A 25,886-nucleotide genomic window follows, 5' to 3' on the forward strand; every position below is an offset into this window, starting at 1 on the left:
CACCCTCGTCATAATCCTCCGCCTGAATAAATCCAGGAATGCTGAACGCAGCCTTGTACGGAGCCTGCGCCACAGTGTTGCTGAAGTCCGCCAAAGGAATTTCCTTAATGTCGCGGATGTAACGAAAATCTTTTTCAATACCGGCGTTGTTCACCACATTCTCGCTGTAATAGTTGCCGTCCTGCTGTAACGTATTCTGACCGGCCTGGTTCTGGCCCACGCCGGAAGGAGAATTCTTGAACACGTTTTCCTTCACGGTAAAGCCGCTGGAACCTTCGTCCAGGTAAATAGGCACGTTCCAGTAGTCCGCCCACTTGGACGTTCCGTTATCGTGGATATAGTTGTGCTGGATTTCGCTACCGGTCCCCTGGTTAGAGAGCGTGTAGATCGGGCCGGAGTCGCAAAGCAAGCGGGCAATGTGGTGAATTTCGTTCCAGTTCACATGGTTATTGGTCATGGCGGTCTGATTCTTTGTCCAGCCAAAGCCAATAGAAATGCCCGAATAGTAAGTGTAAGAGACTTCGTTATGTTCGATTACCACATAGCGGGGGTAACCGGCGCCAATACCTACGGCCCCCTGATGCTCGTTCGTCACGTTAGTGATCAGGTTGTTCTTGACCGTATCGCGGGTGCTGATTTCATCCTTGTCACTCGGGTTGTAGGCGATGTGGATTTCTGTCGTGGAATCCTGATAGAACTTGCCCAGCATAATGCCCGCAGCACCGATTTCGAAGAAGGCATTTCCCTGAATCATGTCGTCATTGGTACCGGAAACAAAGTCGAGACCCGTGGCAGCAATCTGCGAGAACACGTTCCCCTGCACCAAAAAATGATGCGCATTCTCGACGCGGAAAGCCGCATCGGGGCGCCACAGCAAATACTTGTTACTGTTCAACTTTTCCCAGTTTCCGCGACCCGGATCCGGAAGAACATCTATGTTGAAGTTTGCCGCCTGCAAATCCAAAAAACCTTCTTCGCTCGGGCGAGTATAGTTGGAATGAGCAAATGTCAGGCCTTCGAAAGACATGTAACCCACCTTGTTCTTGGTATCCTTACCCAAGATGCTGAACAAGGTATTGAGTCGAGGCGCAACCACATGAGCAGTCGACATACTTTCACCGGAACGAGGCTTATAGTAAAGCACGTGTTCCTTTTCGTCCAGGTACCATTCACCCGGAGCATCGATCAAGTCGTAGGAGTTTTCCAGATAAAAGACCTGCTGCTTAGGCGGATTGCTCATGAAAGCGGTACCGAGCATGGGGTATGCGCGGTGGAACAACTTAGTGCGTTCAGGATCCTTGGGAATGAGCTTTGCCGTACCGCCATTCACCTGGGCACTCTCCAGGCGCAAGATGTTTTCGGACCAGGCAATCATCAGGTGGATTTCGACATCCTCGATGTTCTTGATATTCTTGACGTAGTCGGCGGAGACATCGAAGGCACGGCCCGTAGAATCCACCTTCGTGAGGCGCACGAAATCGTGGTCAAAACCGCCGTTGCCTTTTTCATTCGCGGAAATCACATTGGGGAAACACGCACGAACCGCCTTGCGATTGTTCACGTAAAGCTGGCGGAAACGGCCATCGACGCCTTCGGCTTTCCAGATGTTGTTCGCCTCGTCGTGAATGGTCCAGCCGGTAATGCCCATACCGCCGGTAATCAGCGGGCGTTCTCCTTCAGCGGCCTTGTAGCGCACGTAGTGGCCATCCTTGCCACCATCGCGTTCGTCAAAGTTAATCGTCGCGGGCAATGCATAGGTTCCTTCGCGGAGAATCACCTCGATGTCGCCCGTCATAGAGCCATTAATGGCACGCACGGCTTTTTGCGCCTGCGTAATCGTCTTGAAGGGTGCATCTTTCGTACCCTTGGCGGCATCACTGCCCGAAGGGGAAACATAGAATGTCGCCTGAGTCGCAGCAGCGGCGGCACCTGCAAAAGCGAGCGTGCAGCCAAACGCCAAAGAAAGAATCTTTGTATCCATAAGAAACCTCACGAAAAATCCACACCGATAAAAAATTACCTTTTGCCACAAAAAAAAGAGCTCCCGCCTAGGGAGTTCTCGTTGACAACTTGTCAATGCAGATATGTCTTTTTTCGCAAATTATGGTCTTTTTTAATCCTCCAGGAAGTATTGCACGCTAGTCACCACACGAACCTTCTTGATGTGCGGCGTATTTTCGTCGCGGTCTTCGACCGAGAATTGCCCCTGCGATGCGGTCTTGATCTTGCCAAGCTTGCTTTCGGAATCTTTCGCAAACTTCTGTGCCGCAGCGCGGGCATTCTGGGTCGCTTCGTCGATCATCGCGGGCTTGATTTCATTAAGCGCGTTGAAACTATAAACTTTACGGTAGCGGTAATCCCCTTCGCTGAAGGCGATGCCCTGCTTCAGGAGTTCACCTTGTTTTTCCATCAGAGCACGCACCTTGTCCACGTTTTTCGACGCGACCGTCATCACGACCGTCGCCACATAACGGTAGGGGCGTTTCTCGCCACCATAAAGTTCGCTGTCCGTATCCACGATATCGGGGGCAGCCTTGCTAATTTCGCCATTCTCGACGCCGTTTTCCTGCAGGAACTTTTCAAGAGCCGCCGTCTTGTTCTGTACCACATCGTAAAGTGCCGCAAGGTCATTCCCCGCTTCCTTATACACGATGGGCCAGATGACAAAGTCCGCAGCCACTTCACGTTCGGCAAGGCCACGCACCACCACGACCCTGTCGCGGTCCTTCACATGCATCATAGCCGCATACAAGAGCAAGCCGAAGCCAAGAATGGCAAGAGCAATAATCACAGACTCCCTAATTCTATTCTGCATCCAATTCTCCATTTGTTGATTCAAGTTCTTTTTCGTTCTGGTTCTAATATACAATCTCAAAACAATATTGTCAAATGCATAAATTTTATTAATTCAATCAATAAATTTTATGAAAATTTATAAAAAAGGCAATCCAACCCATTTTTATTGACAATCGTCGTTTTTTATCCTACATTCTCGCCCACAAAAGAAGAGAGATTTTCATGAAAACATCCCTATCCCTTAGCAAGCGCTTGCTCTGGAGCGCAGCGGCCTCAGCCCTGCTCGCCCTAGCGGCCTGTTCGAGCGATTCGTCGACAATCGGTGCTGAAGAAAACGAGCTCGAAGATTCCATCGAAAAAATGACCCTCCGCGAAAAAGTGGGAACGATGTTCTTCGTGCGTCCCGAATCCATGGACACGACCATCCACTGGAAGGAATACACCGAGCTCACCGACCACAAGCTGCAGAAGGTCAACAAGACGATGCTCGCCGTCAACAAGGACTACCCCGTCGGTGGAGTCATCCTATTTGCGCACAACATCGGCGACGAAAACCAGCTTGCAGAATTCATCAAAGAAATCAGGGAGCTGAACGGGACTCCGCTGCTCGCCATCGACGAAGAAGGCGGACGCGTGGCACGAATCGCAAACAACGAGAATTTCGACGTTCCCAAGTACGAAAGCATGGCGGCCATCGCCGAAAGCGGTGACCCAAACGATGCCTACAAGGCTGCGTTTACCATCGGCAGCTACATCAAGGAATACGGCTTCGACATCGACTTCGCGCCCGTCTCCGACGTGAACACCAATCCCGATAACATCATCATCGGCCCCCGTGCATTTTCGGACGACCCCGAGACCGCCGCAGACTTCGTCGTCAGCTACCTGAACGGGCTCGACTCCGCTGGCATCGTCGGCACGCTCAAGCACTTCCCCGGACACGGCGACGTCAAAGCCGACACGCACTTCGGCTACGCGCAGACAAACAAAACTTGGAAGGAACTGCTCAAGTGCGAAATGGTCCCGTTCAAGGCGGGAATAGACGCCGGCGCGCAGATGATCATGACCGCCCATATCGCCGTTCCGAAGGTGACTGGCGACAACCTGCCGTCCACGCTCTCCCCCGTCATTCTGCAGGACAAGCTCCGCGGCGAACTGGGCTTCGATGGAGTCATCGTGACCGACGCCATGGACATGGGAGCGATCACCAAGCAGTTCAACAACAAAGAAGCGACCATCAAGGCCATTCAGTCGGGTGTCGACATCATCTTGTGCCCCCAGGACTTCGTAGAAGCATTCGACGCCGTCGTCAAGGCCGTCGAAAAGGGCGAAATCGAGGAATCCCGCATCGACGAAAGTGTCCACCGCATTTTAAAACTCAAAAAGAAATAAGGAAAGCTATGAACATCAAGAATCTATTTCTAGGTCTTTCTGCAAGCGCACTCCTCCTGACCGCCTGCAGCGACGACTCCGTAAGCATCGGCGCCAACGAAGAAAGCTCCGCAGCGTTCGAAGAATGTACTGCACCGGCCTTCCTGAAGAAAGGCGACAAGGTGGCACTCCTTTCCCCGTCGTATTCCACTCCCGATTCCAACATCGAGAAGACGGCCGACGCCATCAAGGATTGGGGCTTTGAACCCGTCATCGGCAAGAACGTGGGCATGCTCGACGCAGGCAAGTACGCAGGCACCGCCGAAGAACGCGCCGACGACTTCATCGCAGCCCTCAAGGACACAAGCGTCAAGGCCATCCTCTGCAACCGCGGCGGCTACGGCACCATCCAGCTGGTAGACCTCATCGACCAGCAGCTCATCAAGGACAACCCCAAATGGCTCATCGGCTTCAGCGACATCACCACGCTGCACGCCATGCAGACCAAGGCAGGTGTCATGAGCATTCACGGCACCATGAGTTCCTTCATCGCTAAGACCGCAGGCAAGGACGACAACAGCACCCTGCTGCGCGACCTGCTCAAGGGAACGGTTCCCACCTACAAGGTTCCGTCGCACAAGTTCAACCAGAAGGGCCACGGTGAAGGCGTCCTCGTGGGCGGCAACATGGCGACCTTCGTCCCGCTCGTCGGCGCAAGCGACATCGACGTGTTTACAAGCGACAACGACATCATCCTCTTCATGGAAGAAGTCGGCGAATCCCTGCACAACATCGACCGCATGTTCAATACGCTTGAAATCCACGGCGTCATGGAAAACGTGAAGGGCGTCATCCTCGGCGACTTCGTGGATTCCGGCATGGACCAGGAATTCGGAAGCACCGAAGAGATGCTTTCCAAGTACCTCAAGAAGTACGACATCCCTGTCCTCTGCGGATTCCCGGCAGGACACGACGACCTGAACGTTCCGCTGGTCATGGGAGCCAAGGTCACCCTGGACGTCGACAAGAACGGCGGCACGCTCGCCTTCGACATCGAAGGCGACAAGAAGGATGTCAACACCAACAAGCTGACCGTGAAGACCATGCTTTCGATCCCGCTGCGCAAGGTGCTTTCGGGCAAAACCTTCAGCATCGAATAAATACGCCGACAAAAAAATGGTAAAGGAACTCCCCGCACAAGGGAGTTCCTTCTTTTTTGGATATGAAGTATGGATATAAAGCTTTTTAGCGGATTCTGTGGCCAGTCAGGTCGAAGCGCAGCCCATTCTTTTCGATGAAAAGGGCATTGTTCTTCTTGACAAGGCGCGGAGCCAAGGCACCGTGCGCAGTCGCAGGCGAGGCCCAGCGAATTCCCATAGACGATTCACACCTTTCGCCTTCGCAGAACTTGAGCCAGTCCACATTCACATAGCTACCTGCAATGGCAAGCCTCAAAATGTGCTCACCCGCAGTAAGGTCCACCGCGCCAATATCGACTTCCTTGTACACATTCCAGGTCGTGTCGACCTTTTCGATTGTAACCGTATCGCTAACAGCCTTTCCGTCGACAAGCAGCTGGATTTTCGAAGTCTCTGAAGCCGTCGCCACATTCGCGCGAACGCCGTATTTGCCATCGGCAGCGACCTTCACGCTGTATTCAAGCCACTCGCCGGCCTCGGTATAGCCAATCGCAAAGCCCTTGCAAGCCTCGCCGTCGCAAGTCGCACCGTCCAGGGTAACGACATCCACGGCATCTTCGCGGTAGATTTCGCCCTTGTTCGCGGCATCCTTATCGTAGAAGCTGAAACGGTTCCCGCCCTCGTCGTAATTTTCGGCCTCGATGATACCCGGAATCGCCGCAGGTTCGCCGCCATACGCCTTACGCTCTGGCGGATCGGTCTCGACCGTGTCGGCCCAGGCCATCTTCATGCGGTCCACGCCCGACTGATTCACGATTTCAAGCTTGATGTTCGCCCCTTCGCCGCTGCGCTTGGTCATGCTATACCAGTCGCCATCGCGGAGCCCTGGCCAGTAGAAGCTGCCCATTTCCCATTCGCGCAGCTGGTCCGACATGCCGCGAATGTAGGCCATAAAATAGTTTGTCGGAGTAGAATTGTAGTCCATGTAGTCGTAATGCACGCCATTCTTTTCGCCAGGGCTCATGGCACCGCCCCATTCTGTACACACGGTGCGGTCAATGTACTTGCCCACCTTACCCTTGAAGCTGTTTTTCCAGCCCTGTTCGGTGGTAATGCTCATGTTCCAGAAGGTATATTCGTGCACCGCAAAAAGGCAGCCTTCGAAACGCGGGTCATCGGCAATGTCGGGCACATTCCAGGCAAGGCCCGAACCATCGAGCAGAATATGGTCGCGAGGCACATTTGGGAACTTTTCAAGCCATGTTGCATACAAGTTGCGCAGTTCGTCCTTGCTGTACATGTGCGGTTCGTTGAAAATTTCAAAGTAGGCGTTCGGATGGTCGCCATACTTTTCGACGATTTTCGCCCACATGCTCCACCAATTATTCATGTTCTTGGGGCCGGAGGGCTGCGCGGGGCCCCAGTAGCCCATCACCAGGCGACCATGCTTGAGAGCCACATCCAAGGCACCGGAATACATGTCAAACGCTTTGAGAACCGTCGGTTCGTTCACCGGCATGCGCACGCTGTTGGTGCCGAACAGCTCCTGGAACTGTCCTATGACGCGTTCGGCAGCCACCGACGCCGACTGGTAATTGTCCGAAAGGCTTAAGCCCGAAAGCACCAGCACATCAGACACAAAATTATCGCGCTTATCCGCCCAGTTGACACCGCGGAACTGACTCGTCACCGCGAAAGAACTCACCGTCGAAAAAGCGGTTGCAGCCAAAATACCACAGGCAATACGCCTGACCTTGAAACCAAACATCATGACACCTTCCTTTCCTCCCACCAAACTAACCTAGCTATAAATTACCTTTTGGGCGAAAAAAAAGAACCCCCTAAAAGGAGATTCTATTGACAAGTTGTCAAAAAAGGGGGGGGGAGCAGCGGGATCACCGATCCTTCCTGAAAATCGTTGTGCCGTAGCTGAAACCGTCGCGCTGGATTTTCAAGACATACATGCCATTTTTCATGTCGCCAAGGCCGATGCTGAAGCTGGACTGCCCCGCAGGTAGCATCTGCGACTTGACTAGGCGACCGTTCATCGCGTAAATCCTTGCGGTAAAGCCCTGCGAAAGCGGTTTGTCTACCGCAATCTGCAACTCGCCGCCCATAATGCGGGCCTTCAAATCGGGGCGAGCAACCGGTTTCGCGGCAATTACCTGCGGAGGTTCCTCTGGCTTCGGTTTGTTGCGCAGCAGACGCACGCCGTAGATGCCACCCACCATGCCGGAACTTGCCGTAAACGAGATTTGCACAATCTTCTTGCCCTTCACCATGTTGTCCGGAATCGGGTAAGTCACGTTCACGAACTCATCCTTGTTCCACTTGCCCGCAATATTTTCGGTTACGAGCTTTTCGTCATCGATTATAATGTCAAAGGTACGAGTACAGCTTTCGTTACCCCAGTAGCGCACCATCAGGCTCAAGGAATCTTCGCTGTTCGTCTCAAATTCATAGCTGATGAGTCCACCATCGCCGCCGCTGCACTTGCCCGCGTCGCGGTAGAATTCACCCTGATGCGTTCCCGTCGAAGAATTTTCCGTTTTCATCTTGTGGTCCACTTCGGGCTGCTGCTCGCCGGGCGCCACTTTATCTACAGTCTTTTCGTCGAGCGCCAAGGCCTCTTCCTGTTCCTTCTTCAGGCGTTCGAGAATCGAGGGGTCAGTAAGCACCATCCAGTACATCATGTAGCGCGCATCGTGCACTTCGTAGAACGGCTCCAGCAGCAGGTTCGCATCCTTCTTGTTTGCAAACAGGTACGGCGCCTTAAAGTGCATCGGTTCGCCCTTGACGCGCTCCACCTTCGACGGAATTTCTTCCTTCTTGCTCGCAAGCATCGGTGCCTGATCCAGCGACTGCAACGCACCCGACGCAATATGGCTCCAGCGGCCGTCATCGGCCACGAGGCCGTTCAGGTTCTCGGTTCCGGTCTTTGCAGAAAGCACGATCGGCCCGTGCAAAAGCGCCACGTAATCGCTCACGCCCGGCAAATCTTCAGTATGCGTGTACATCGGGAACAGCACCTCGATTACATCACCCGACTTCCACGATTTTCCCGCAGAAACATAGCTCGACGGGTCGGACTTTTTCACCACGGTATCGCCGTTCACGACAACCTTGAATTCGCCTTCCTTTACCCAGTACGGGTGGCGGATTTTCATATCGAAACGGCCACTACCCGTAACGGTAAACTTCGCCGATTCCCCCTTCGGGAAAGCCGTTTCCTGCTTGATTTTCACCTTCTTGTCTTTCCAGTTCAAAAGCGATGCGGCAAACAGGTTCACATATAGTTCATCGCCGTCCTTCGTATAAATAAACTGGCTGTACTTCGTCGGGTTTTCCATTCCGGAACCCACGCAGCACCACATGGCCGCATTCACCTTGGAATACACCCGATAATGGCGGGGACGCGCAGGAGTGAAGTACACGTACCCGCCATGTCTCGGATGTATTGTAGATAAAATATGATTAAAGAGGGCACGTTCGTAGAAATCCGCCTGTTTGGCGTCGTGATCCATATTGAACAGGCGTTCTGTAAGCTTGAGCATGTTGTAGGTGTTGCACGATTCCGGTCCTTCGCGTTCCTCCACATACTTCTTGTGATTGTCGAGCGCCGGGAAATGTTCCGAGATACTGTTGCCGCCAATTGCAATGCTCCTCTTGTTCACCACACGGTCCCAGAAGAATTCGGAACCCTTTACATAAGTCGCATCGTTCGTGAGTTCCGCGATACGTGCAAAACCCACGACTTTCGGCACCTGCGTATTCGCGTGGATGTTCGTGAGGTTGTCATTCCCCGCCGCCATCGCGTTTAAAAGCCACTTGTGCGACCAGCGCTTGGCCTCCTTAAGGTACTTTTCGTTTTTCGTCAAGGCGTAGGCATCGGCGTACACTTCGTCCATGCCGCCATGTTCCGTACCGAGCATCGATTCCATGGCGTTGTCGTTGAGTCCGCCCGTAATTGTAAGACCCCAGTCGCAAAGGGCAAGGAACATCGTCTTCGCCTGTTCATAGCCGCCATAGATATAGGCATCGCGGAGACCCGCAAAGATCTTGTGAATGTTGTACCACGGCACCCAATAGCCGTTCTGCGCGCCCGCGTTTCCACTCTTAAACTTGAGCCACATCTGCTTCCCGTTCGGAACGCCGCTCAGGTAACCCTTGAAATTGTTGTCCCTGGAATTGTAATCTTGAATTGTCTTGAGTTCGCCCAGCACATACTCCAGCCGTTCCTTGATGAGTTCGTCGCCGGTTGCCGCATACTGCATTGCCAAAGCACTCAGGTAATGCCCCAGCACATGGCCATCGAGACCCGCCCAGTTCGAAAACTTGCTGGCCTTCGGCTTCATCCCCGCTTCTTCGTAAAACGGCGCAATTAGTTTGTCCGTGTCATAGGCGAGTAGCGTTTCAACATTCAGGTCCTGACGCTCTTTCAGCGGACCATCGAGCAGTTGCACATCGCCAAGCGCGAACATGTCGGGGTAAAGCAGATCTTGCGTATGCCCCTGAGCATACCAACATCCCATTGCAGCAAGGGCAACGCAAGCCATGCGATTGATTTTGATTCCAAACATCTCGTACCATCCTTTTTCCAGCACAAGCCAACCAATCTAAAATTAAATCCTGTAGCACGAAAAAATCCCCTGTTCGGGGATTTAGTTTTGTCAAAATTTCAAAGGGGTGTCCGGGAACTAACGCTCAACAAAGTTACTGGGCTTGACGCCGTAGAGTACGACATCGTCTATCCAGAATTCTGTATCGTCGTAAGCGGCAATCGAAATCGTCGTCAGCGCCTTGCTGATAACATCCCAGCCGAGGTTTCCGTAAAGGTCATCGCGTGGCTTAAAGTTCGAAGGCTTTATAACGCGGCGGCTCCATTCACCATCTGTGGCAAGGGTGTCGTACGCCAAGGTTTTGCCTTCGACATTTGAACTTCCCAGAGTTTCAAAGGCAATCGAGATGACGCCAGTTCCGCGAGCATAAAACACGATGGAATCCGTCGCCGAAATATCGCAGGGAGACTCCTCCTTGCAAATCCAGGTACCAAAGAAAGACCACTTGCCCACTGCAGCCGAGGATTTCCAATGCAACGCTCGGCCTTCGCGTCCAGCGCCCGCATATTCGATAAAGCTTGCGACACCTGCATCCACATCCGGCGTCGTCACCACGTTCGTGTCGGTAACGCGCATATAGCCTTCCACCGAGATTCCCAAATCGGTAATGAAAAATTCCTCGCTGTCCGACTCGAAATCAAGAATCTTGACGGAATCCGGTTCAAAAGCATAAATGACCGTCGAAGTTTCTTCGCCGGCACCAACCATCGCCGAACTCTCGACAACGCTATCGCCCACAATGTAGCGCAACTCATAATCGAACGGCGGCAATGAATCCATCGCGTAGAAACCTTCGCTGTCGGTCTTGACAAGGCGATCCGTTCCGTACACCTGGACCCACGCATAGTCGACCCCTTCGGGCAAATGCACCTTTCCGCGCAGGCTTCCCGTCTTTTCCAAGACAAACCGCACGGAATCTCCGTCCTTGATGTCTTCGGCTGAAATCTTTTTGAACAGGCCTTCGCCAGCATCCACCACTTCAAGCGTCGCCACATCGACGGCAAGGCTATCGATACGAATGCAACCCAAGGAATCCGTCACGAATTCGCTGAAAAATTCGGCATCCGCGGAATCCGCAGCAGCCCCCTCGACGCTTCGGACATATTCCGCAGAACGCATGCGCGCCACTACGTTTGCCGCCGGCAACGAATCTCCGCGGACAACCTGAATCAGGTAGGCATTTTCCGTCTCCACCGTGCTGATTCCGGCCACCTCTTTTTCGCCGGAACACGCCCAAAACGCAAGCGACACAAAAACGGCGAGGAATAAAAGAAACTTTTTCATCTTTTCGCCCCCACTTTTTTAGCCTGTGAACCCTTGGACTCCTTGGCAACTTCGGCGACCGGGTAAAAGGCGAACACGAACTGCATCGCGCGATTCACGTCCTTCACCTCGGCCACCCTCTTTTGCACCTGTCGTCTAAATTCCAAAGTCATCTCGTTCAGGTCATCAAAGCATTCATCGTCCACACCCACCAGCAGCGAAGAGATATTCCGCTTCGCAGGCTCCACGGCGACCAGCGCATTCTGCGCAAGCGCCAAGAGCTGGTTCTGGTAGCTGCGAATGGCAGCGGTCTTTGTCGGCGACCCCGCCGATGTAAAGTTAGCCGTTGTCGCGGCGTAGCGTTCCGAGGCAAGCGGCGTAATCAGCTTTAAATCCTTGAGAACCGCGATGGCCTCGCGCACCTGGTCTTCCGAAACAGCGGGCGTAATCTGCTTCACCAGACGAGAAACCTCGGCATGGCCCCCGTTCATCTCGATCAGCGCCCGCACCACCGGAATCCACCACTTGCTTAAAAACAGGTATTCGCTCGCGCTGAACTTGCGCAGGTCCACATCCTGCAGCGAAAGCGCCATCTTGTAGAGTTTTTCCTTTTTCGCCTGCGACTTCGCCTTGGCTGCCGCCACCAGGATTTCAAAAATTTCGCCGCTACGCCCCTTCAGGTCCAACAGGTCCTTCGCCAGGGGAATGCTGTGGTTCGGCAGATGCAGTTCCTTGTTCAGTACACGGAAAATCTGGCTCGTATCGAGCCCCAGCTTCTGCCCCATCATCTTGTAGGAATACAGGGGCATATCCAGCTTGCGCTGGGTATAGTAATTCTTGAGCAAATCCCTGTAATCGCTAATTTCGTTGATATTCAGCATAGGCGCATTCTCGAAAAGACATTCATCCAATCAATAAAATAATCTTTTCTACCCCGCCGGGGACGCCTATATTGAATTTTCCTTTGAAAAAATGTCAAAGGGATGTATTATAAACCTTTTAAATATTCCTCGACATTCAGATAGTTAATATTACCGAGCGCTCCCGTGGGGCCTCGGTATATTATGTTTTTGCTCAAAATTTTGCCGTAGCGGAATTCCGTATCGGCACACTTTTTTGCGTCCAGCAAGTGACGGCACTGTTCCTTGGCCACTTGGTCGCTGTGCTTGATTTCGTAGATTTCGCAGCAGGCGTTTTTCGGGTCAAACACCACCATATAAAATTCGCCAACAGCAAACTGCAACTGAAAAACTTGCTTTTCGGGCCTAGCCATCTTGGTTTCGAGCAGGACAATTTCTTCCATCATGCGACCACGAATCTCGTCAAGAATTCGCTTTTCTATGGACATGCGCTCGGCTATCGGAACATTCCTGAACGTCTCATCGAGCAACAAGCTCTGGATAAGCGCCGACGCCTGAGCGTAACGAAGCCCCGGCTGCGAAAGAACTGTACGCGAAACACGCGCATTCAAGTTCGACATGTTTATCACATCGATGTCGCACGTAAGGTCCAACAAGTCCAAATATTCTTTAATCTCCGCACGGTGAGCCTCGCCTATCCCGACAGACAGTTCCGCCTTATCACGAATCTGCAAAAGATGCTTAAGCCTCTTCGTTACCGCACCAACATCGACCCTATCCAAGACATCCGTGGGTCTGAACCTGTCGCGACGCAGATTCTGTGCGGAACGGCTCAAGTCACCTGGCTTAAACGTTCTTGTCAACACCTCTATCGTAAAGCGGTGATTCACGTCCTCCACGATGCGGTTAATCGAATTCGTCAGCTCCCCCGCATCATAGAGTTCTTGCAACGAGCGGAAATGCCCCTCATGCTGATAGCACCTCAAAGAATGCTGAATATTGCGGGCAATGGCGGAATCCACATAATCGTCCGCACTCTCTTTCGTCGCAAAAGTAAACTTGTCCATATTGTAGTTCGTGCCACCCATGCTCATGGTACCGCCGAACTCAATGAACTTGTCAATCCCCGCTACACCAAGGACATTCTCAAATTCACGATATGGGATAAAGGTCGTGTGCAACAAAATGCAACGGTCATAAAGCTGTTCGTCTTCAGAAAAGACAAACCCCAAGGAATCCGCCCCCGAAAGGACTACCTTCATGCCACCTGCCGCAAACACATCGGAGAACAGCGCTGCTCCCTCGATAAAATCGCTGAGCATGGTCACTTCGTCAATGAACACGTAGCGATAACCGAGCGATTCCAGCAACTTGAGATCGTGATTGACATCGGCAAGGGAATGGCGGGAGCTCAGCTGGACAAACGCCGTTTTCGCAAGCATCTCGGCAGGCATCTCGCCCATAAGCTGGCGGACAAGCGTCGTCTTGCCTGTGCGGCGAAGCCCATACAGAATCAGAACGCGGTCATTGTTTTCGCTATAGATATAGTCGTGGAGAGCGGCAAAACACTCGCGTTTTTTCCACTTCATTACAGAGGCAAAAAAGCGGGGCAACTGCGCACCGATTTTCACGTCTGTCTTGAAATTCGGAGTGGCAGAATAAGCCGCAACGGGTTCAGCCACCATGCCCTGCAAAATGCCACGCAGCGATTCTTTTTGCGCACGCTCCGCCGCAATTTTCGCGGCAAGTTCCGCAAATTCCTCGTCTTTTACGCGACGGCTACGCTGCTTTCCGTCTTCCGTCCACTGGTAGTAAGCATAACGCTTGCCGTTGATTGTCTTGTAGGTGATTCCGCCGATACTCATACCAACCCGCTCTTTTAACTTAAATTTAACTTATTAAGTTAAAAAAGTCAATAGGGCGGAAGAAATTCGCTCTACAGACGTCAGCCCGTAACGCCGTTGAAGCCATCGCACCCAGGTTCGCTAGCATCGCTGCACTGCATCAGATTAGCCTGGTGTGCCAATTCGACAATTTCGATTTTCGGGGGCATATATGTCTTCTTCTGAGATTCGTTTTCCATTATTTCCTCACTTGATAATCACCATGTTTACGTTGTTGTAATAGGTACCCTTGGCAGAGGGCTTGCCGTTCAGGCGGCGGCCACGCAAGTCGTACCAGCTGTCTAAATGATAGCGGTCAAGGCGAATCTTGCCCGTCTTGGCATCCAGGGTTTCGACGGCCATCACATTTTCCTTTTCATCCAGGAATTCGACGGTAATTCGGTCGGGCAAATCCTCGATGCTCGCCACGCTGTTTGCATGCGGGGCACACATCGCCCCCGCCGGGCACTGCGCAGACTCTGTTTCCGTTTTCACGAGATAAGTTCGCAATGCAGGGATCGTAGCGCCTTTGCCCAGTTTCACAAATTCACCGATTTTATACCCGTCCTTGTCTTCGCCCGCAAACCCATAGGCGCGCCCCAGCAGGTGCGTCGAATCGGCCATGGCGATAGCGCCGTAAGCGCCTCGGAACTCCCAGTCGCCAAGCTTGGTCACCTTTGAGCCGGTCGTATTCAAGGTAACGGTTTCATTTTCTTCCAGGTCGAATGTAATTGCACTAGCCGTGGGAATTGCAAGGTAAGGCGTATTCGCCTCCAGCGTTCCCGTAACCTTCGTAGCACCTGCCTTCCATTGGCCATCAGCATACTCCATTTCGGCAAGACTATAGAAGTCCGCCCCATTCACCTTCGACACGTCAATCGAGAAAGGCAACATCACCGTGGAGCTCTTGCCCACCTCGAAGGTGCGTTGCAGTTCAACATTTTTCACCACAATATCTTCGGGAATGCCGAGAACTTCGCCATCCGTAAAAAGCCCATCGATAATCGCTGTAGAGTCAACCGCCGAAATCGTCATGGCACCGAACTTGGTCCGCAGGCATTTGATGTTGTCGATTTCAAGGGTCGCGTTTTCAGCACCATCTTCAAAACTCCAGGACAACTGGAATACAGCCTTCTTCACCTCGGAAACAGGCTTGCAGCCACTGTGGCATTCCAGGCCGTCGCTCTCCAGATAAACGGTCTTGGTACGCCAATTTACACCGTCTTCATCACCCCATTCCGTTTCAAAATAGTCCCGTGCTATTTCAAGGTTATCAAATATGGTTCCCAAATGGAACTGGTGGGTTGCCGCGGTCCTATAATCGTACTGGATTGCATCACATTGCGACAAGTCCAGGGCAACGCCATCATCCCGCAAATTCAACACGATATCGACCCTCGTATACGAACCTTCCTCATTTGTAAAGTCGGCCTGGAGCCACTTGCCGTCCGCATCTCCCGCTACGGTCATATTGACCGTAGCCGATTCACCATCCGTCGTGAAACTCCACTCATTACCTTGTTCGCCCACCATATCGCCATCTTCAAAGTCATCAAGCAGCAAGGTCTGTCCGGCAACTACCAACTTCCGGGTGGGTACAAACAGAGCATCGAGCCTCAAGTTTTTCGTCAATTCAAAATCATAGTACATCTCCGGTGTCCAGCCGACAAAAACATATTTTTCCCCATTTTCGGAAACCTTTACAGGGGCATTTGGAGTTTCTACATTCTTGAAATAGGTCGCATAAGGAACAGACGTTTCCCCGACCTTATTCCCTTCGCTATAGAACTCCACCAAGACCTTCGGCAAATTCCGAATGCACTGGATATCGTCGATTTCTATTGGACCCTTTCCGTCAGCATCAATAGAGAACCAATCTTTTTGCCAAGTCAGGGCGACAACTTTGTGTTTGATGACACCCACCTGTTTTAGCGGGAGATTTCCTTCATCGACCCATTCATAGCCTTCCAAGCGGTTCCAATCAATGTTGGCCGTAGTCCAGTCGTCGCTAGACGGCAAATCCTTATGGTAATGCTGCCAACCATTTTCGTATTCGCTTTCGACGCGGAACTGATGCGATTCGCCCTTGTAGCGGTACTGAATCGCCTCGCACTGCGACATATCTACAGCCGAGCTGTCTTCCAACAAATAGAGTCTTGCGCCAAGCCATTCATAAGGCTCTTCCGGTTCAGCAAGGTTTCCGATACCAAGGATTTTGTTTTCTGATACGGTCTCGATGGACGAAGTCGACCCACTTTCTTCCGTTTGTTGGGCGTCAAAGAATTCCCAAGTTCCGCCCAGCAAGCCAACGCCATTGCCATCTTCAAAGTCATCCAGCAAAAGCGTATCACCCACCATATTCAGCGGCTCTCCCACAGAAATTACCGCCGAATCAAACAACGCCGTATAGACAGTCGGTGCCGTGACAGGCTCAATATTCTTGTTCCATTCCTTAAAGGTGTACATCATGGTTTCGGACGGTTCCTTTGTCGGCCTCGTGCAGAGATCGTAATACTTGCATTCTTCCAGCGGGTCACGCGGAGTTGTTCCACTATAGTACATGTCCGAAGCAAACACCTTGCCATCGGCCATAAATGTGACTTCATATTTGGGCTGGTTGATGCAGCGGAAATTGTCCAGTTCAATAGTTCCCTGCGCCGCATGTTCCGTATGCCAGAACCAGCCGAATGCAAGCATATTCTTTTGTACCGTTTCAACAGGAAGATTGATTCCCCAGCCATCCTGAAAAAAATCATTCCAATGAACCGTTACCGTTTGCCAGTCATCGCTTGCGTCCAACGGTATGGAATGATAGTCCGTCTCGACATAGGCATTTTTGTCATCGCCCTCTACGCGGAAACGCAAGTCAAGCCAGTTATCGTAAGCGCTGTTATTTTGATAATCAGCCTTGTAATCAAACTGGATTTCAGTGCAATTAGAGAAATCTAGGGAAGTGTAATTCGCGACAAGGACACGAGTTTCCATCCATTCCCATCCGTTGTTTTCCTGTTCATCCTGAAATTCGTAGTCAATCCGCAGGACTTTCGAGTTCTTTTCTTCCGAATCAACAATGGAGCGCCCAAAGGTGGCGTTATACCCTTCTCCCGTGAAAGATTCCCACACGCCAAGATTCGAATTGTAATCGCCATCCTCGAAATCATCAATCAAGAGCGTATCATTCTCGGCAATTTGCACAAGCGAAGCTGAAGCCCATGCCGAAGCGGCAGCGAGCAGCGAAAACGCCACGCCAAAGTAGATTTTAAACAAGTTAAGATTCATTTTATCTCCTTAAAAATCATGCTGCCAAGGGCATTTCATAAATGCTCCCGCTTGCTTTTACAAATTTCTTTTTACAACATTTTGCAAACAACTGTTTGCAAGAGTGAAAATTATTGTTTTTAGATTTACCCTTCAAACCGATAGAAGGAACAGGTTTATGAGCCGCAGTGACTTTTTTGCCATGGTGAAGGATGTTCATGAGCACCCCGAACGACTGGCCGAATACCGCAAGATATACAAGAATGTTTACCCATTCAGTGATGGCATCTTCAAAATGCTCATAGCGAACGAGGCCAAGCCCGAACGCACCGTGAAGTTTCTGAATGCGATGCTCTTGCTTTCCGGTGAAAACGCCATCAAGTCGTTCACCTTGGGTGTTCCGGAAAACCCCGGTGTTCTGGATGACAAGTCCCCCATTTTCGATATCTACGGCACTACCGAGGCGGGCAACCCTATCCTTATCGAGGTGCAGCAGAACTTCAATACGCTTTTTATCGATAGGCTTATCTACTACACGTCCCGTGTCGTTTCGCGCACCGTCAAGAAGTCGCAGGATTACAACCTGCCGCGCATCTACGTGCTTTCGCTGCTCACCGAGAACCAGTTTCCCTTGGAAAGGAACACCTACCTGCACCACGCTCAACTCGTGCGCAACCGCCGTATGTTCTACGAAAAGCTTGACATCTATCTTGTCGAAATTGAAAAGTTCTTCGCCATTGACGACCGCACTCCCCCGGAGAGTCGTGATACAACCGATCGCGCCGAAATGCTCCGTATTTTTCGCAATGTCCTTGAAGAAAAAGATATTTCCGCCGAAAAGTTGCAGCGTCTTCTTGACAAGGAGTTCGCTAAAGATGTATCTTTGAAGGGGTACACCGATGAAACACTTTTGAACGAGGTTGATGGAATGACCGACATCCTTTACGAAAAACAGGGGTCTTACCTGCAAGGGAAAGCAGACGACCGCAAAGAGGTTGCCAAAATTTTGATTGAGGCGGGAATCCTGACTCCCGAAAAGGCTATTTCGCTCCTGCACGTTAATAAAAGAGACCTTCAGTCTAGCAATAAATAACATTTGAACGAGATTGACGGAATAACGAATCTTCCTAAAGAGAGAATTCTGCAACTGCAAGCGGGACTTGCAAGGAATCTTCAGTTCATCTTTCGTTTGCAAATTACTCTTTTCTACACGGCTAAATTTTTTAGGGCAAATCAAAACGGACTCCCAAAACACAACCCTTTTCCAACACAAAATCCCTTATCAATTTCCACGTTTTTTCTACATCAGCATCAATAGTTCTTATTCCCTGAGTTTTCTTCATATTTACAGCCTTGCCAACAATCATCTTCATCATTTTTTCGTCTAACGCAATTCGTTCGAACCGGCAACCAGGACCATAAATTTTTGCGGGAGAAAAAGAAAACATTCCTTTTTTCTGATATGTTTTGCCTTCATAATACGCCAATGAAGCACCAGGATTGTCCAAAGGCAACGTATAATCAAGAACTATCTTTTTATAAGCATTAAAATCACGAATTGATTTTAGGGTTTCTTTTTTGGAGAATCGAATTGAGTTGTCGTCAGCAACGAACACTGTATCCAACAAAAAAACATTCCCTTTGTGCGAGCCAAATAGAATTATGGAATTTGGCGATATTTTTTGAAGAACATTTTTCCTAGACAATTGTTGACAATTTGAATACCGAAAACATTCGCCAAATACAAATGGATCCGTGTTGAGAGGAATTTCTTTTTTTCTGCAACCCGTTTTATTGACGCAACTGGAATAACCACTCGGATATTTTTGTTTATGAGTTGGAGATATCAATCTTTTCGGCAAAAGACCCGCTAATTCATAGAATTCTACAACATCTGCTTCAGCCTCCCATTCCCCCCAGAACACCAATGTTCCTTGTTTTTTTCTTCCACTCTTATCTACATATTCGCCCTTACATTTTATGAAATTACGCGTATGACTGTTTACGGACCAAGGCTTATGTTTATGGGTTTCATCAATTTTCTTTTGCGGAAATTCACTTCCACTGTGAAAAAACTGAACGACCTTGGGCTCAAAAAGATTTTTTTTCATGGCCTTCACCGATATTTTATTTGAATTTTAGTCCTTGAGACAACGAACAGACGACCCGATGAACTTGTAGTCGTCGCACAGGTTCGCATAGTCGTTGGCGTAGTACAAATCCATGCGGTACGCGCGCTTGCTATTGAGCTCGGTAGAACTCCAGATGTACGCGAGGATGCCCTCGTAGTAGTACTCATCGTTGATCCTGTAGCCGGCAGGAAGCGCCGAAAACCCGAAGGAATCCTCGTTGGTAACGCTGCTATGAGCTTTCCAGCCTGTCTGAGACTTGAGCTTGGCTCTCGTACTATTTCCAGACGTATATTCCGTAATGGAACCGTTAACGGTCACAATCAGGGTTTCCCATTCTGCCTTACTTGGCAGGTGCCAACCCTTGGGGCAAACGCCTTGAACATCGCCTGTGCCCAGATTACATTCGTGTCCCCCACCACATTCGTCTTCAGCACCCCCAACTGCCGCAGCCCAGGTGTAAAGGCGACCGTACTTGGCACAGTTGGCAGGGGCGTCGCCGTAGCACCAGCTGTTATCCGTATCAATGTTCAGGTTCTCCGCCATCCACCACTGTTCACCAATCTTCACGGTCCTGTATTCCTGACCATCACGAGAATCCTTCAAAATTCCATATTCGCAGTTGTCTTCGGACTCCGTCTTACAAGGCAAAACAATACCTGATGAACTACTGGAAGTAATCGACGAGCTTGATTTTACCGATGAACTTGATGATTTTGCAGAACTGCTGGACGCAACCGATGACGATGACTGCGCAACGGAGCTGCTGGATTTAGTACTGTTGCTGGACACACTTGTCTCGCTGCTGCTAGAAGACACCACAGAACTACTCGACACATCCGAAGGACTCGTCCCTTCGACAGGCTCAGGGACCTTAGACGAACTGGATCCTATCCCCCCTTCGGGGGTCCAGGATGACGAAGAAGAGACATTCGAAGAATTTACCCACTTGCCGTCTTCACAGACAAGGCTCTTGTCTTCGTCGACGATATAGGCAACTTCGCCTTCGCGCTTTGCGGTGCAGTTCTTGATGGCGTCGTTGTTCGCGTAGTATTCGCCCTTGTTTTCCCAGCGGCCGTCTTCGCACTTGAACGCCGTCGAACCTTCCTTGACAAAGGCTACCGCGCCGTCGTACTTTTCGGTACAACCCGGCAAGTCATCTTCAGAAGCGTAGACTTCGTCGAGAGCGGCAGTCCCTGCATTTGTAGAAGTATTTGCGCCGTCGTCGCTATCGCCACAGGCGTAAACACCCGCCAAACAGACCGCAGCGATTGAACCCCAAGCAAGGTGAAATTTTTTAGCCATATCGTCTATCCCTTTTGTCTTTTTCTAAAACACTTTTGCAACAAATATATATTTGCCCTTCAGAGAATGTCAATAGTTTCTCTGATACAATTTTATACAAAAAGAAGCAATTACAAACCATTTTAAGTAGTGTAACAAAATAATATACACATCTATGATACACACAAAACTTTTCCACAATCACCAAATAGTCACAAAGGAATGTGATTCCTATGGTAAATATAGGTTTTCAAATCACCAGCGTCACAAAATTTTTAAGGAATTTTTACAGAGGACTGTGATATTGTGACATATCGCAACCAACAATCCAGGTTGCCGCATCATAAGCCGTATCACAACCCCGAAACAGTATCATGGGGGGGCACAAAAAAAATTCACAGACATCTGTGACGCCATTTTACAATTTCTGCCTATTTTATGTATCATAAAGCGTATCACAAAGAATTGTTACATGGGCAAAAGGCAGAAAAAAACTCCGGACTGGTTCGGTCTCGACGAAGACCGCTTTACCGAGGCGATGGCGAAAGTCATCCAGCGCCACCGTGCAGCCATCGGCATTTCCCGCGACAGGCTAGCCTTCGAGCTCAACCTGCACAAGAACACGCTTTACGGGGTCGAAGTGGGAGTCATGCGCAAGAGCGGGAACTTCGGGCGCACCCAGCTCACCATGCTCAACTTTATCCACATGGCTGCATTTTTCAAGATCGACCCCGGCGAGCTTCTGAAAGAAATTTTAGAAGAGATTTCATGATACACGGCTTTGATACATTCTAGTTTTTTACTATTTTTCGGGACATGCGTCCCATTATCGAATACAACAACTACCGCCGATACATCCAGGACTTCTACCAAGAAAAGAAGAAGATGGTCGGCTTTTCGTGGCGTGACTTCGCCCGCTCCGCCAAGTTTTCCTCGCCCGTATTCCTGAAACTGGTCTGCGACGGCAAGAGCGGACTTTCGGACGACGCCGCCAACCGGGTCGCCAGCGCGATGGACCTGGCAGGATTCGAATTCGACTACTTTACGGCCCTGGTGCGGTTCAACCAGGCGAAAAACGACAACTTGCGCGACGAGACGTTCGCCGAGCTCAAGGATATCGCCAAGGCGCACAAGGTGAACATTCTGGGTTCCGACCTCTACACCTATTTTTCGAACTGGAAATACGCCACCCTCCGGGAACTTGCCCCCGCCATGCAAGGCGCAAAGCCGAACCACCTGGCAAAGCAGTGCATCCCCGAAATTTCGCCCGACGAGGTCGTGAAGGCGCTCCAGTTTCTGACATCGGCAAAGCTGCTTCGGCGCACGACAAGCATCCACAACTACCGGCAGACTGAAAAATCAGTCGCCACGGGGCCGCTGGACATTGCGACTCCTGCCGTCCGCAGTTTTCACAGGCAAATGGGTGAACTCGCGCTGAATACGCTGGACAAGGTTCCCGTGACGGAGCGGAACTTTTCGACACTTACGCTTGGGCTCACCGAAAAGTCGTACCAGAAAATCTTGAAGGAACTGGCGCACTTTCGGCGAAAGATTGTCGCCATAGCCACCAACGAAGACGAAGTGGAACGCGTCTACGAGCTGAATTTGCAGTTGTTCCCGCTGACGAAGAAAATAGACGAGAGACATGGTTCGGCAGGCTCACCAACCTTGACGAAAGATGAGGAATGAGAGATGAAAGGTAAAATATCAAATAAAAATACAGTTTCGATTTTTTCTAATTACAAACTTTTACTAGTTACTTTTGCAACAGTATTTTTCGTCGCGGGTTGCTCCAACGACGACAAAAAAACGACCGGTGGTTCCACCGAAGCCGAAAACGCTATCGCCGACAAGACCGTGGCGGGCGTTTCGCAGAAGGGACCGTTCGTGAGCGGCTCAACCGTAACCTTGTACGAAGTCGATGGCGACAACCTGGTGCAAACGGGCAACACGTTTACGGGAAAAGTCGCAAGCAACAAGGGCGAATTCAATATTTCCAACATCAACCTGGACGCCCCCTATGCGCTGCTCGAAGCCGAAGGATACTACTGGAACGAAGTCACCGGCAAACGTTCGGTAAGCCAGATAAAACTGAACGCACTGACCGATTTGGAAGACCGCGAAACCGCGAACATCAACCTGCTTACGCACCTCGCCTACGAGCGCACGCAATGGCTGGTGCGGAACAAGCCCATGAAAATCGGCGAGGCGAAATCGCAAGCGGAGCGGGAAATTTTCGCCGCATTCGGGATTACAGACATTTCAAGGGGATTCGAAGACCTGAACATCTTCGGCGACAGTGAAGGGGACGCTGCTCTGCTCGCCATCTCCGTCTTGATGCAGCTGAACTGCACCGAGGCGGAATTCAGCGAACAGCTGGCAGGCTTTGCAAAAGACCTGGAAGAAGACGGCTTCTGGAACAGCGAACAATTGAAGGCGACCCTTGCCGACAACGCCTTCGAAGCGAACGCCCCCAAAATACGCAAAAATATCGAGACGTGGGATTTCGCGGATAACGTTCCCGAATTCGAGCCCGTCATGGAATCGTTCTGGAACGATGTTTACGGGCTTGGCCGCTGCACCGAAAAACGCGCCGGCGCGCTGCTCCCCGACACCAGCGAAAACTCCGCCTACTACCGCTCCATATTCCGCTGCCTAGACGGCCACTGGATCCTAGAGCAGAAATTTGACGGCGGCGACACCGTAATCTTCCCGGTCGTCGAGCTGGACACAATCGCCGAACTGGACTGCACCGGCTCCATGTACTGCGCCAAGAACTGCATGAACGTGATGGACCCGGACCTTGGCCGCACCTGCAGCCGCGTGAACACGCAAATCGACGACGGCAGCGACACCTATGGCTTCTTGCATTTCTATACGGATTCCGCATCGACATTCAGCTGGCCCGCGGGCGACAAGGGTTACGGCTACGAATCGGCATCCCGCGACAAGTACGGCTACATCTACACCATCGCGCGGCTCGGCGACAGCCACCCCTATGCAAGAATTTTTTTCGAAATTTCCGGCGATGAACAGCGGGGCAACGACCTGACCGAATGGGGCGGCGTATGCATCACCTACACCGCGAACGAAAGCTTCTTTATAAACATCCGCTTCCCCGACGACAACAAGCTGACGGAATACGATTACTACAAGGCGCAACTTCCCGCAACGGAGCAGCTCGTAACCGCCAACATCAAGTGGAGCGACTTTGTCCAGGAAGGCTTCGGGCTCCGCGTCGAACGCGACAGCGTCGTGAAAAACATCAGCCGCGTGGAAGTCAGTTTCGAGAAACCAGGCTCGAACATTTCGTCAAAGATTCATTCCATCAGCAAGTACGGGACCTGCAACAAGTAAAGATTACTTAATCCTGTGTCCGGTCAGGTCGAAGCGTTTGCCGTTCTTTTCGATGAAGAGCGTGTTGCCCTTCTTGAGGAGTCGCGGAGCCAAGTCGCGGTTCATGGCGGCAGGGAGTGCCGCGCGAATCCCTTGCGTGTCTTCGCAGCTTTCGCCTGCGCAGAATTCAATCCAGTCGATGTCCATCCAGTCGCCGGTAACCGTAAAGCGGAGGATGTGTTCGCCCTCGGTCAGGTTCACCTTGGCTTCGACCGTATTGTATTCGTCATAGTTGTCTTCGCCCTCGGTTGCTGCAGGCACGGCGATTTCTTCGGTAATATCCTTGCCGTCCATAGAGAGCTTGAAACTTGACGTGCTGTTAGCAGAAGCCACGGAGGCGTTCATCGTGTAAGTTCCCGTCGAGGCCACCTTCACGGTGTATTCGAGCCATTCACCCGCCTGATTGTAACCGACAATCACGCCAGTAGCCTTCTTGTAAAGGTCTACACCTGTACCCGGGCGGTAGTCAGAATCGCCATGGTTTTCGGTATCGTTTTCGTTGTAGGTGGTGTTGCCCTGGCCCACACCGTTAATGTCGAAATCTTCCACTTCGATCTTGCCCGGAATGGCGAGAGCTTCGCCCTTGAACGGAGCGCGCGGAACCGGCTTGAGAACCAAGCGGAGGAGTGCCGAGCCGTGAGCCGGAAGTTCGATAGAAACGTGCGAAAGCGGACCCATGTCCTTCTTTTTCCAGGCATCGCGAACTTCCACTTCGCCTTCTACGCCAATGTCTGCAAAGTTGCATTCCACAGTCTGGGTAGAACTGTTGTTATTCAGAAGTGCCACGGCAATGTCGCCATTCTTCAAGGGCTTGGTCCAAATCTGCTTGCCGTTCACGTCGGAGACGCGATGTCCCTGAACGCCCAGAGAATCCTGGTTGATGGCAATCATGTCCTTGTTCAGGTAGAGTTCCTTGGTCTCGTTACTCATGTTGCGCACATCGGAACTGATCATGATGGGGGCAGCCATAATGGACCACATCGTCATCTGGGAGCGTTGTTCTTCGTAAGAAAGTCCCCTGTTACCTACTTCGAGCATGTCCGGGTCATTCCAGTGGCCGGGCTTTGCAATTTGCCAGTACTTGTTGTTGGCATCGATAATTTCGTAGACGCCGCGGTACCAGGAGGTAGAAATCCATTCGGGGCCAATGTCGAAGGTGGTGCGCCAGAGGTTAGCAATTTTAGGCATCCAGTCCTTGTATTCCCACATGCAAATGCTGAACACGATATCGCGTCCGGAATTGCGGAGGGCCTTGGACATGGCGGTGTAATCTTTTTCCTGAGTTGTCGGGTCGGAATCGCAGTTGTCGTACTTCCAGTAGTCCACGCCCCATTCGGCGAGCTTCTTGGCATCCTGTTCTTCGCGGCCATTGGAACCGCTTTCACTCTGCCAGTTGCTATTGTAATGGTGGCAGGTGCGTTTGCCGCGGTCGCCGTAAAGGCCGAACTTCAAGCCCTTCGCATGCACGTAATCGGCAATGGCCTTCATGCCGCTCGGGAATGTTTTCGGATTATTCTGGAGATTACCCTGGGCATCGCGCTTGGTGTCCATCCAGTTGTCGTCGAGGTTCAAGTAAATGTAGCCAGCATCCCTCAAGCCAGAAGAGACCATGGCATCGGCAATTTCCTGAATCTGCTTTTCATTGATGTTTTCGTGGAACACGTTCCAGCTGTTCCATCCCAAAGGGGGCGTAAGCACCAGGCTGTCAGGATGCGCAAAGGCCTGAGAGGCCAAACCACAAAAAGCAAGGGCGATAGCCCCGCCGAACGAGTATTTTTTTAAGCCAAACATCTTCATCACTCCATGATGATATTTACACCTAAAAAAATATTCTTAAAAAAAGGAAAAACACCCACCTAAAAGAAAGGCTTCATTGATTATTTATCAA

18 protein-coding genes are annotated in these 25,886 nt (G+C 51.1%); 6 read left to right on the forward strand and 12 right to left on the reverse strand.

The features are described from left to right. The coding region (locus tag ACKI61_RS00430; protein ID WP_407455856.1) for a right-handed parallel beta-helix repeat-containing protein at nt 1-1,981 on the reverse strand (1,981 nt) is incomplete at its 3' end. Between the two features lie 132 nt (nt 1,982-2,113). Further along, a complete protein-coding gene (locus ACKI61_RS00435) occupies nt 2,114-2,815 on the reverse strand; it encodes an SIMPL domain-containing protein (protein ID WP_407455857.1) in 702 nt (233 codons plus the stop codon). 203 nt (nt 2,816-3,018) lie between these two features. On the opposite strand from ACKI61_RS00435, the gene ACKI61_RS00440 reads away from it, so the two are divergent. Together ACKI61_RS00440 and ACKI61_RS00445 are read left to right on the forward strand one after the other, a co-directional pair. Beyond that, the gene (locus ACKI61_RS00440) at nt 3,019-4,188 is read left to right on the forward strand and encodes a glycoside hydrolase family 3 protein (RefSeq protein WP_407455858.1); all 1,170 of its coding nucleotides are present in this window, start codon (nt 3,019-3,021) and stop codon (nt 4,186-4,188) included. Nucleotides 4,189-4,196: 8 nt separating this feature from the next. Further along, nucleotides 4,197-5,327, forward strand: coding sequence for an LD-carboxypeptidase (locus ACKI61_RS00445; protein WP_407455859.1), 1,131 nt, complete (start codon nt 4,197-4,199; stop codon nt 5,325-5,327). Between the two features lie 85 nt (nt 5,328-5,412). Here the strand turns inward: ACKI61_RS00445 and ACKI61_RS00450 are convergent, their stop codons facing one another. From ACKI61_RS00450 to ACKI61_RS00480, 7 genes are all read right to left on the reverse strand, one after another. Continuing rightward, nucleotides 5,413-7,077, reverse strand: coding sequence for a carbohydrate-binding protein (locus ACKI61_RS00450; protein WP_407455860.1), 1,665 nt, complete (start codon nt 7,075-7,077; stop codon nt 5,413-5,415). A 124-nt stretch (nt 7,078-7,201) separates the two neighbouring features. Next, entirely contained in the window at nt 7,202-9,862 is a 2,661-nt protein-coding gene (locus ACKI61_RS00455) for a beta-L-arabinofuranosidase domain-containing protein (RefSeq protein ID WP_407455900.1), read from the reverse strand. A 141-nt stretch (nt 9,863-10,003) separates the two neighbouring features. Beyond that, entirely contained in the window at nt 10,004-11,209 is a 1,206-nt protein-coding gene (locus ACKI61_RS00460; protein ID WP_407455861.1) for a hypothetical protein, read from the reverse strand. Then, nucleotides 11,206-12,069 (reverse strand): DUF4423 domain-containing protein, encoded by an 864-nt coding sequence (locus tag ACKI61_RS00465; protein WP_072979852.1) that lies wholly within the window; start codon nt 12,067-12,069, stop codon nt 11,206-11,208. Before ACKI61_RS00465 ends, ACKI61_RS00460 begins: the two co-directional genes overlap by 4 nt. A gap of 107 nt (nt 12,070-12,176) precedes the next feature. After that, the gene (locus tag ACKI61_RS00470) at nt 12,177-13,913 is read right to left on the reverse strand and encodes an AAA family ATPase (protein ID WP_407455862.1); all 1,737 of its coding nucleotides are present in this window, start codon (nt 13,911-13,913) and stop codon (nt 12,177-12,179) included. 80 nt (nt 13,914-13,993) lie between these two features. Beyond that, the gene (locus ACKI61_RS00475; RefSeq protein WP_407455863.1) at nt 13,994-14,131 is read right to left on the reverse strand and encodes a hypothetical protein; all 138 of its coding nucleotides are present in this window, start codon (nt 14,129-14,131) and stop codon (nt 13,994-13,996) included. Nucleotides 14,132-14,138: 7 nt separating this feature from the next. Beyond that, nucleotides 14,139-17,210: a hypothetical protein gene (locus ACKI61_RS00480; protein ID WP_407455864.1), complete on the reverse strand. Its 3,072-nt coding sequence runs from the start codon at nt 17,208-17,210 to the stop codon at nt 14,139-14,141. Nucleotides 17,211-17,367: 157 nt separating this feature from the next. Between ACKI61_RS00480 and ACKI61_RS00485 the strand changes: the two genes are divergently transcribed. Then, nucleotides 17,368-18,282: a PD-(D/E)XK nuclease family transposase gene (locus ACKI61_RS00485; protein ID WP_407455865.1), complete on the forward strand. Its 915-nt coding sequence runs from the start codon at nt 17,368-17,370 to the stop codon at nt 18,280-18,282. Nucleotides 18,283-18,412: 130 nt separating this feature from the next. Here ACKI61_RS00485 and ACKI61_RS00490 read toward each other — a convergent pair whose 3' ends face one another. After that, nucleotides 18,413-19,300: a hypothetical protein gene (locus ACKI61_RS00490; RefSeq protein ID WP_407455866.1), complete on the reverse strand. Its 888-nt coding sequence runs from the start codon at nt 19,298-19,300 to the stop codon at nt 18,413-18,415. A gap of 27 nt (nt 19,301-19,327) precedes the next feature. Beyond that, entirely contained in the window at nt 19,328-20,623 is a 1,296-nt protein-coding gene (locus ACKI61_RS00495) for a fibrobacter succinogenes major paralogous domain-containing protein (protein WP_407455867.1), read from the reverse strand. Nucleotides 20,624-21,074: 451 nt separating this feature from the next. Here ACKI61_RS00495 and ACKI61_RS00500 point away from each other — a divergent pair, with 451 nt between their 5' ends. From ACKI61_RS00500 to ACKI61_RS00510, 3 genes are read left to right on the forward strand one after another with little or no spacing between them, the layout of a single operon-like run. Then, the gene (locus ACKI61_RS00500; RefSeq protein WP_298771871.1) at nt 21,075-21,374 is read left to right on the forward strand and encodes a hypothetical protein; all 300 of its coding nucleotides are present in this window, start codon (nt 21,075-21,077) and stop codon (nt 21,372-21,374) included. A 44-nt stretch (nt 21,375-21,418) separates the two neighbouring features. After that, nucleotides 21,419-22,291, forward strand: a complete 873-nt coding sequence (locus ACKI61_RS00505; RefSeq protein WP_407455868.1) for a TIGR02147 family protein — start codon at nt 21,419-21,421, stop codon at nt 22,289-22,291. Between the two features lie 3 nt (nt 22,292-22,294). Continuing rightward, on the forward strand, nt 22,295-23,959 hold the full coding sequence (locus tag ACKI61_RS00510; RefSeq protein ID WP_407455869.1) for a hypothetical protein: 1,665 nt from the start codon (nt 22,295-22,297) through the stop codon (nt 23,957-23,959). Between the two features lie 3 nt (nt 23,960-23,962). Here the strand turns inward: ACKI61_RS00510 and ACKI61_RS00515 are convergent, their stop codons facing one another. Further along, nucleotides 23,963-25,789, reverse strand: coding sequence for a carbohydrate-binding protein (locus ACKI61_RS00515; RefSeq protein ID WP_407455870.1), 1,827 nt, complete (start codon nt 25,787-25,789; stop codon nt 23,963-23,965). Nucleotides 25,790-25,886 lie beyond the last annotated feature (97 nt).

It is taken from the genome of Fibrobacter sp. (assembly GCF_045601785.1).
Classification (GTDB): Bacteria; Fibrobacterota; Fibrobacteria; order Fibrobacterales; family Fibrobacteraceae; genus Fibrobacter.

What these genes read in the sequence shown, in the direction of transcription:
- ACKI61_RS00470 (WP_407455862.1), bottom strand. Translation starts at nt 13,913, where the DNA reads ATGAGTATCGGCGGAATCACCTACAAGACAATCAACGGCAAGCGTTAT.
- ACKI61_RS00445 (WP_407455859.1), top strand. Translation starts at nt 4,197, where the DNA reads ATGAACATCAAGAATCTATTTCTAGGTCTTTCTGCAAGCGCACTCCTC.
- ACKI61_RS00490 (WP_407455866.1), bottom strand. Translation starts at nt 19,300, where the DNA reads ATGAAAAAAAATCTTTTTGAGCCCAAGGTCGTTCAGTTTTTTCACAGT.
- ACKI61_RS00475 (WP_407455863.1), bottom strand. Translation starts at nt 14,131, where the DNA reads ATGGAAAACGAATCTCAGAAGAAGACATATATGCCCCCGAAAATCGAA.
- ACKI61_RS00465 (WP_072979852.1), bottom strand. Translation starts at nt 12,069, where the DNA reads ATGCTGAATATCAACGAAATTAGCGATTACAGGGATTTGCTCAAGAAT.
- ACKI61_RS00500 (WP_298771871.1), top strand. Translation starts at nt 21,075, where the DNA reads ATGGGCAAAAGGCAGAAAAAAACTCCGGACTGGTTCGGTCTCGACGAA.
- ACKI61_RS00515 (WP_407455870.1), bottom strand. Translation starts at nt 25,789, where the DNA reads ATGTTTGGCTTAAAAAAATACTCGTTCGGCGGGGCTATCGCCCTTGCT.
- ACKI61_RS00505 (WP_407455868.1), top strand. Translation starts at nt 21,419, where the DNA reads ATGCGTCCCATTATCGAATACAACAACTACCGCCGATACATCCAGGAC.
- ACKI61_RS00455 (WP_407455900.1), bottom strand. Translation starts at nt 9,862, where the DNA reads ATGGCTTGCGTTGCCCTTGCTGCAATGGGATGTTGGTATGCTCAGGGG.
- ACKI61_RS00495 (WP_407455867.1), bottom strand. Translation starts at nt 20,623, where the DNA reads ATGGCTAAAAAATTTCACCTTGCTTGGGGTTCAATCGCTGCGGTCTGT.
- ACKI61_RS00480 (WP_407455864.1), bottom strand. Translation starts at nt 17,210, where the DNA reads ATGAATCTTAACTTGTTTAAAATCTACTTTGGCGTGGCGTTTTCGCTG.
- ACKI61_RS00485 (WP_407455865.1), top strand. Translation starts at nt 17,368, where the DNA reads ATGAGCCGCAGTGACTTTTTTGCCATGGTGAAGGATGTTCATGAGCAC.
- ACKI61_RS00450 (WP_407455860.1), bottom strand. Translation starts at nt 7,077, where the DNA reads ATGATGTTTGGTTTCAAGGTCAGGCGTATTGCCTGTGGTATTTTGGCT.
- ACKI61_RS00510 (WP_407455869.1), top strand. Translation starts at nt 22,295, where the DNA reads ATGAAAGGTAAAATATCAAATAAAAATACAGTTTCGATTTTTTCTAAT.
- ACKI61_RS00435 (WP_407455857.1), bottom strand. Translation starts at nt 2,815, where the DNA reads ATGCAGAATAGAATTAGGGAGTCTGTGATTATTGCTCTTGCCATTCTT.
- ACKI61_RS00460 (WP_407455861.1), bottom strand. Translation starts at nt 11,209, where the DNA reads ATGAAAAAGTTTCTTTTATTCCTCGCCGTTTTTGTGTCGCTTGCGTTT.
- ACKI61_RS00440 (WP_407455858.1), top strand. Translation starts at nt 3,019, where the DNA reads ATGAAAACATCCCTATCCCTTAGCAAGCGCTTGCTCTGGAGCGCAGCG.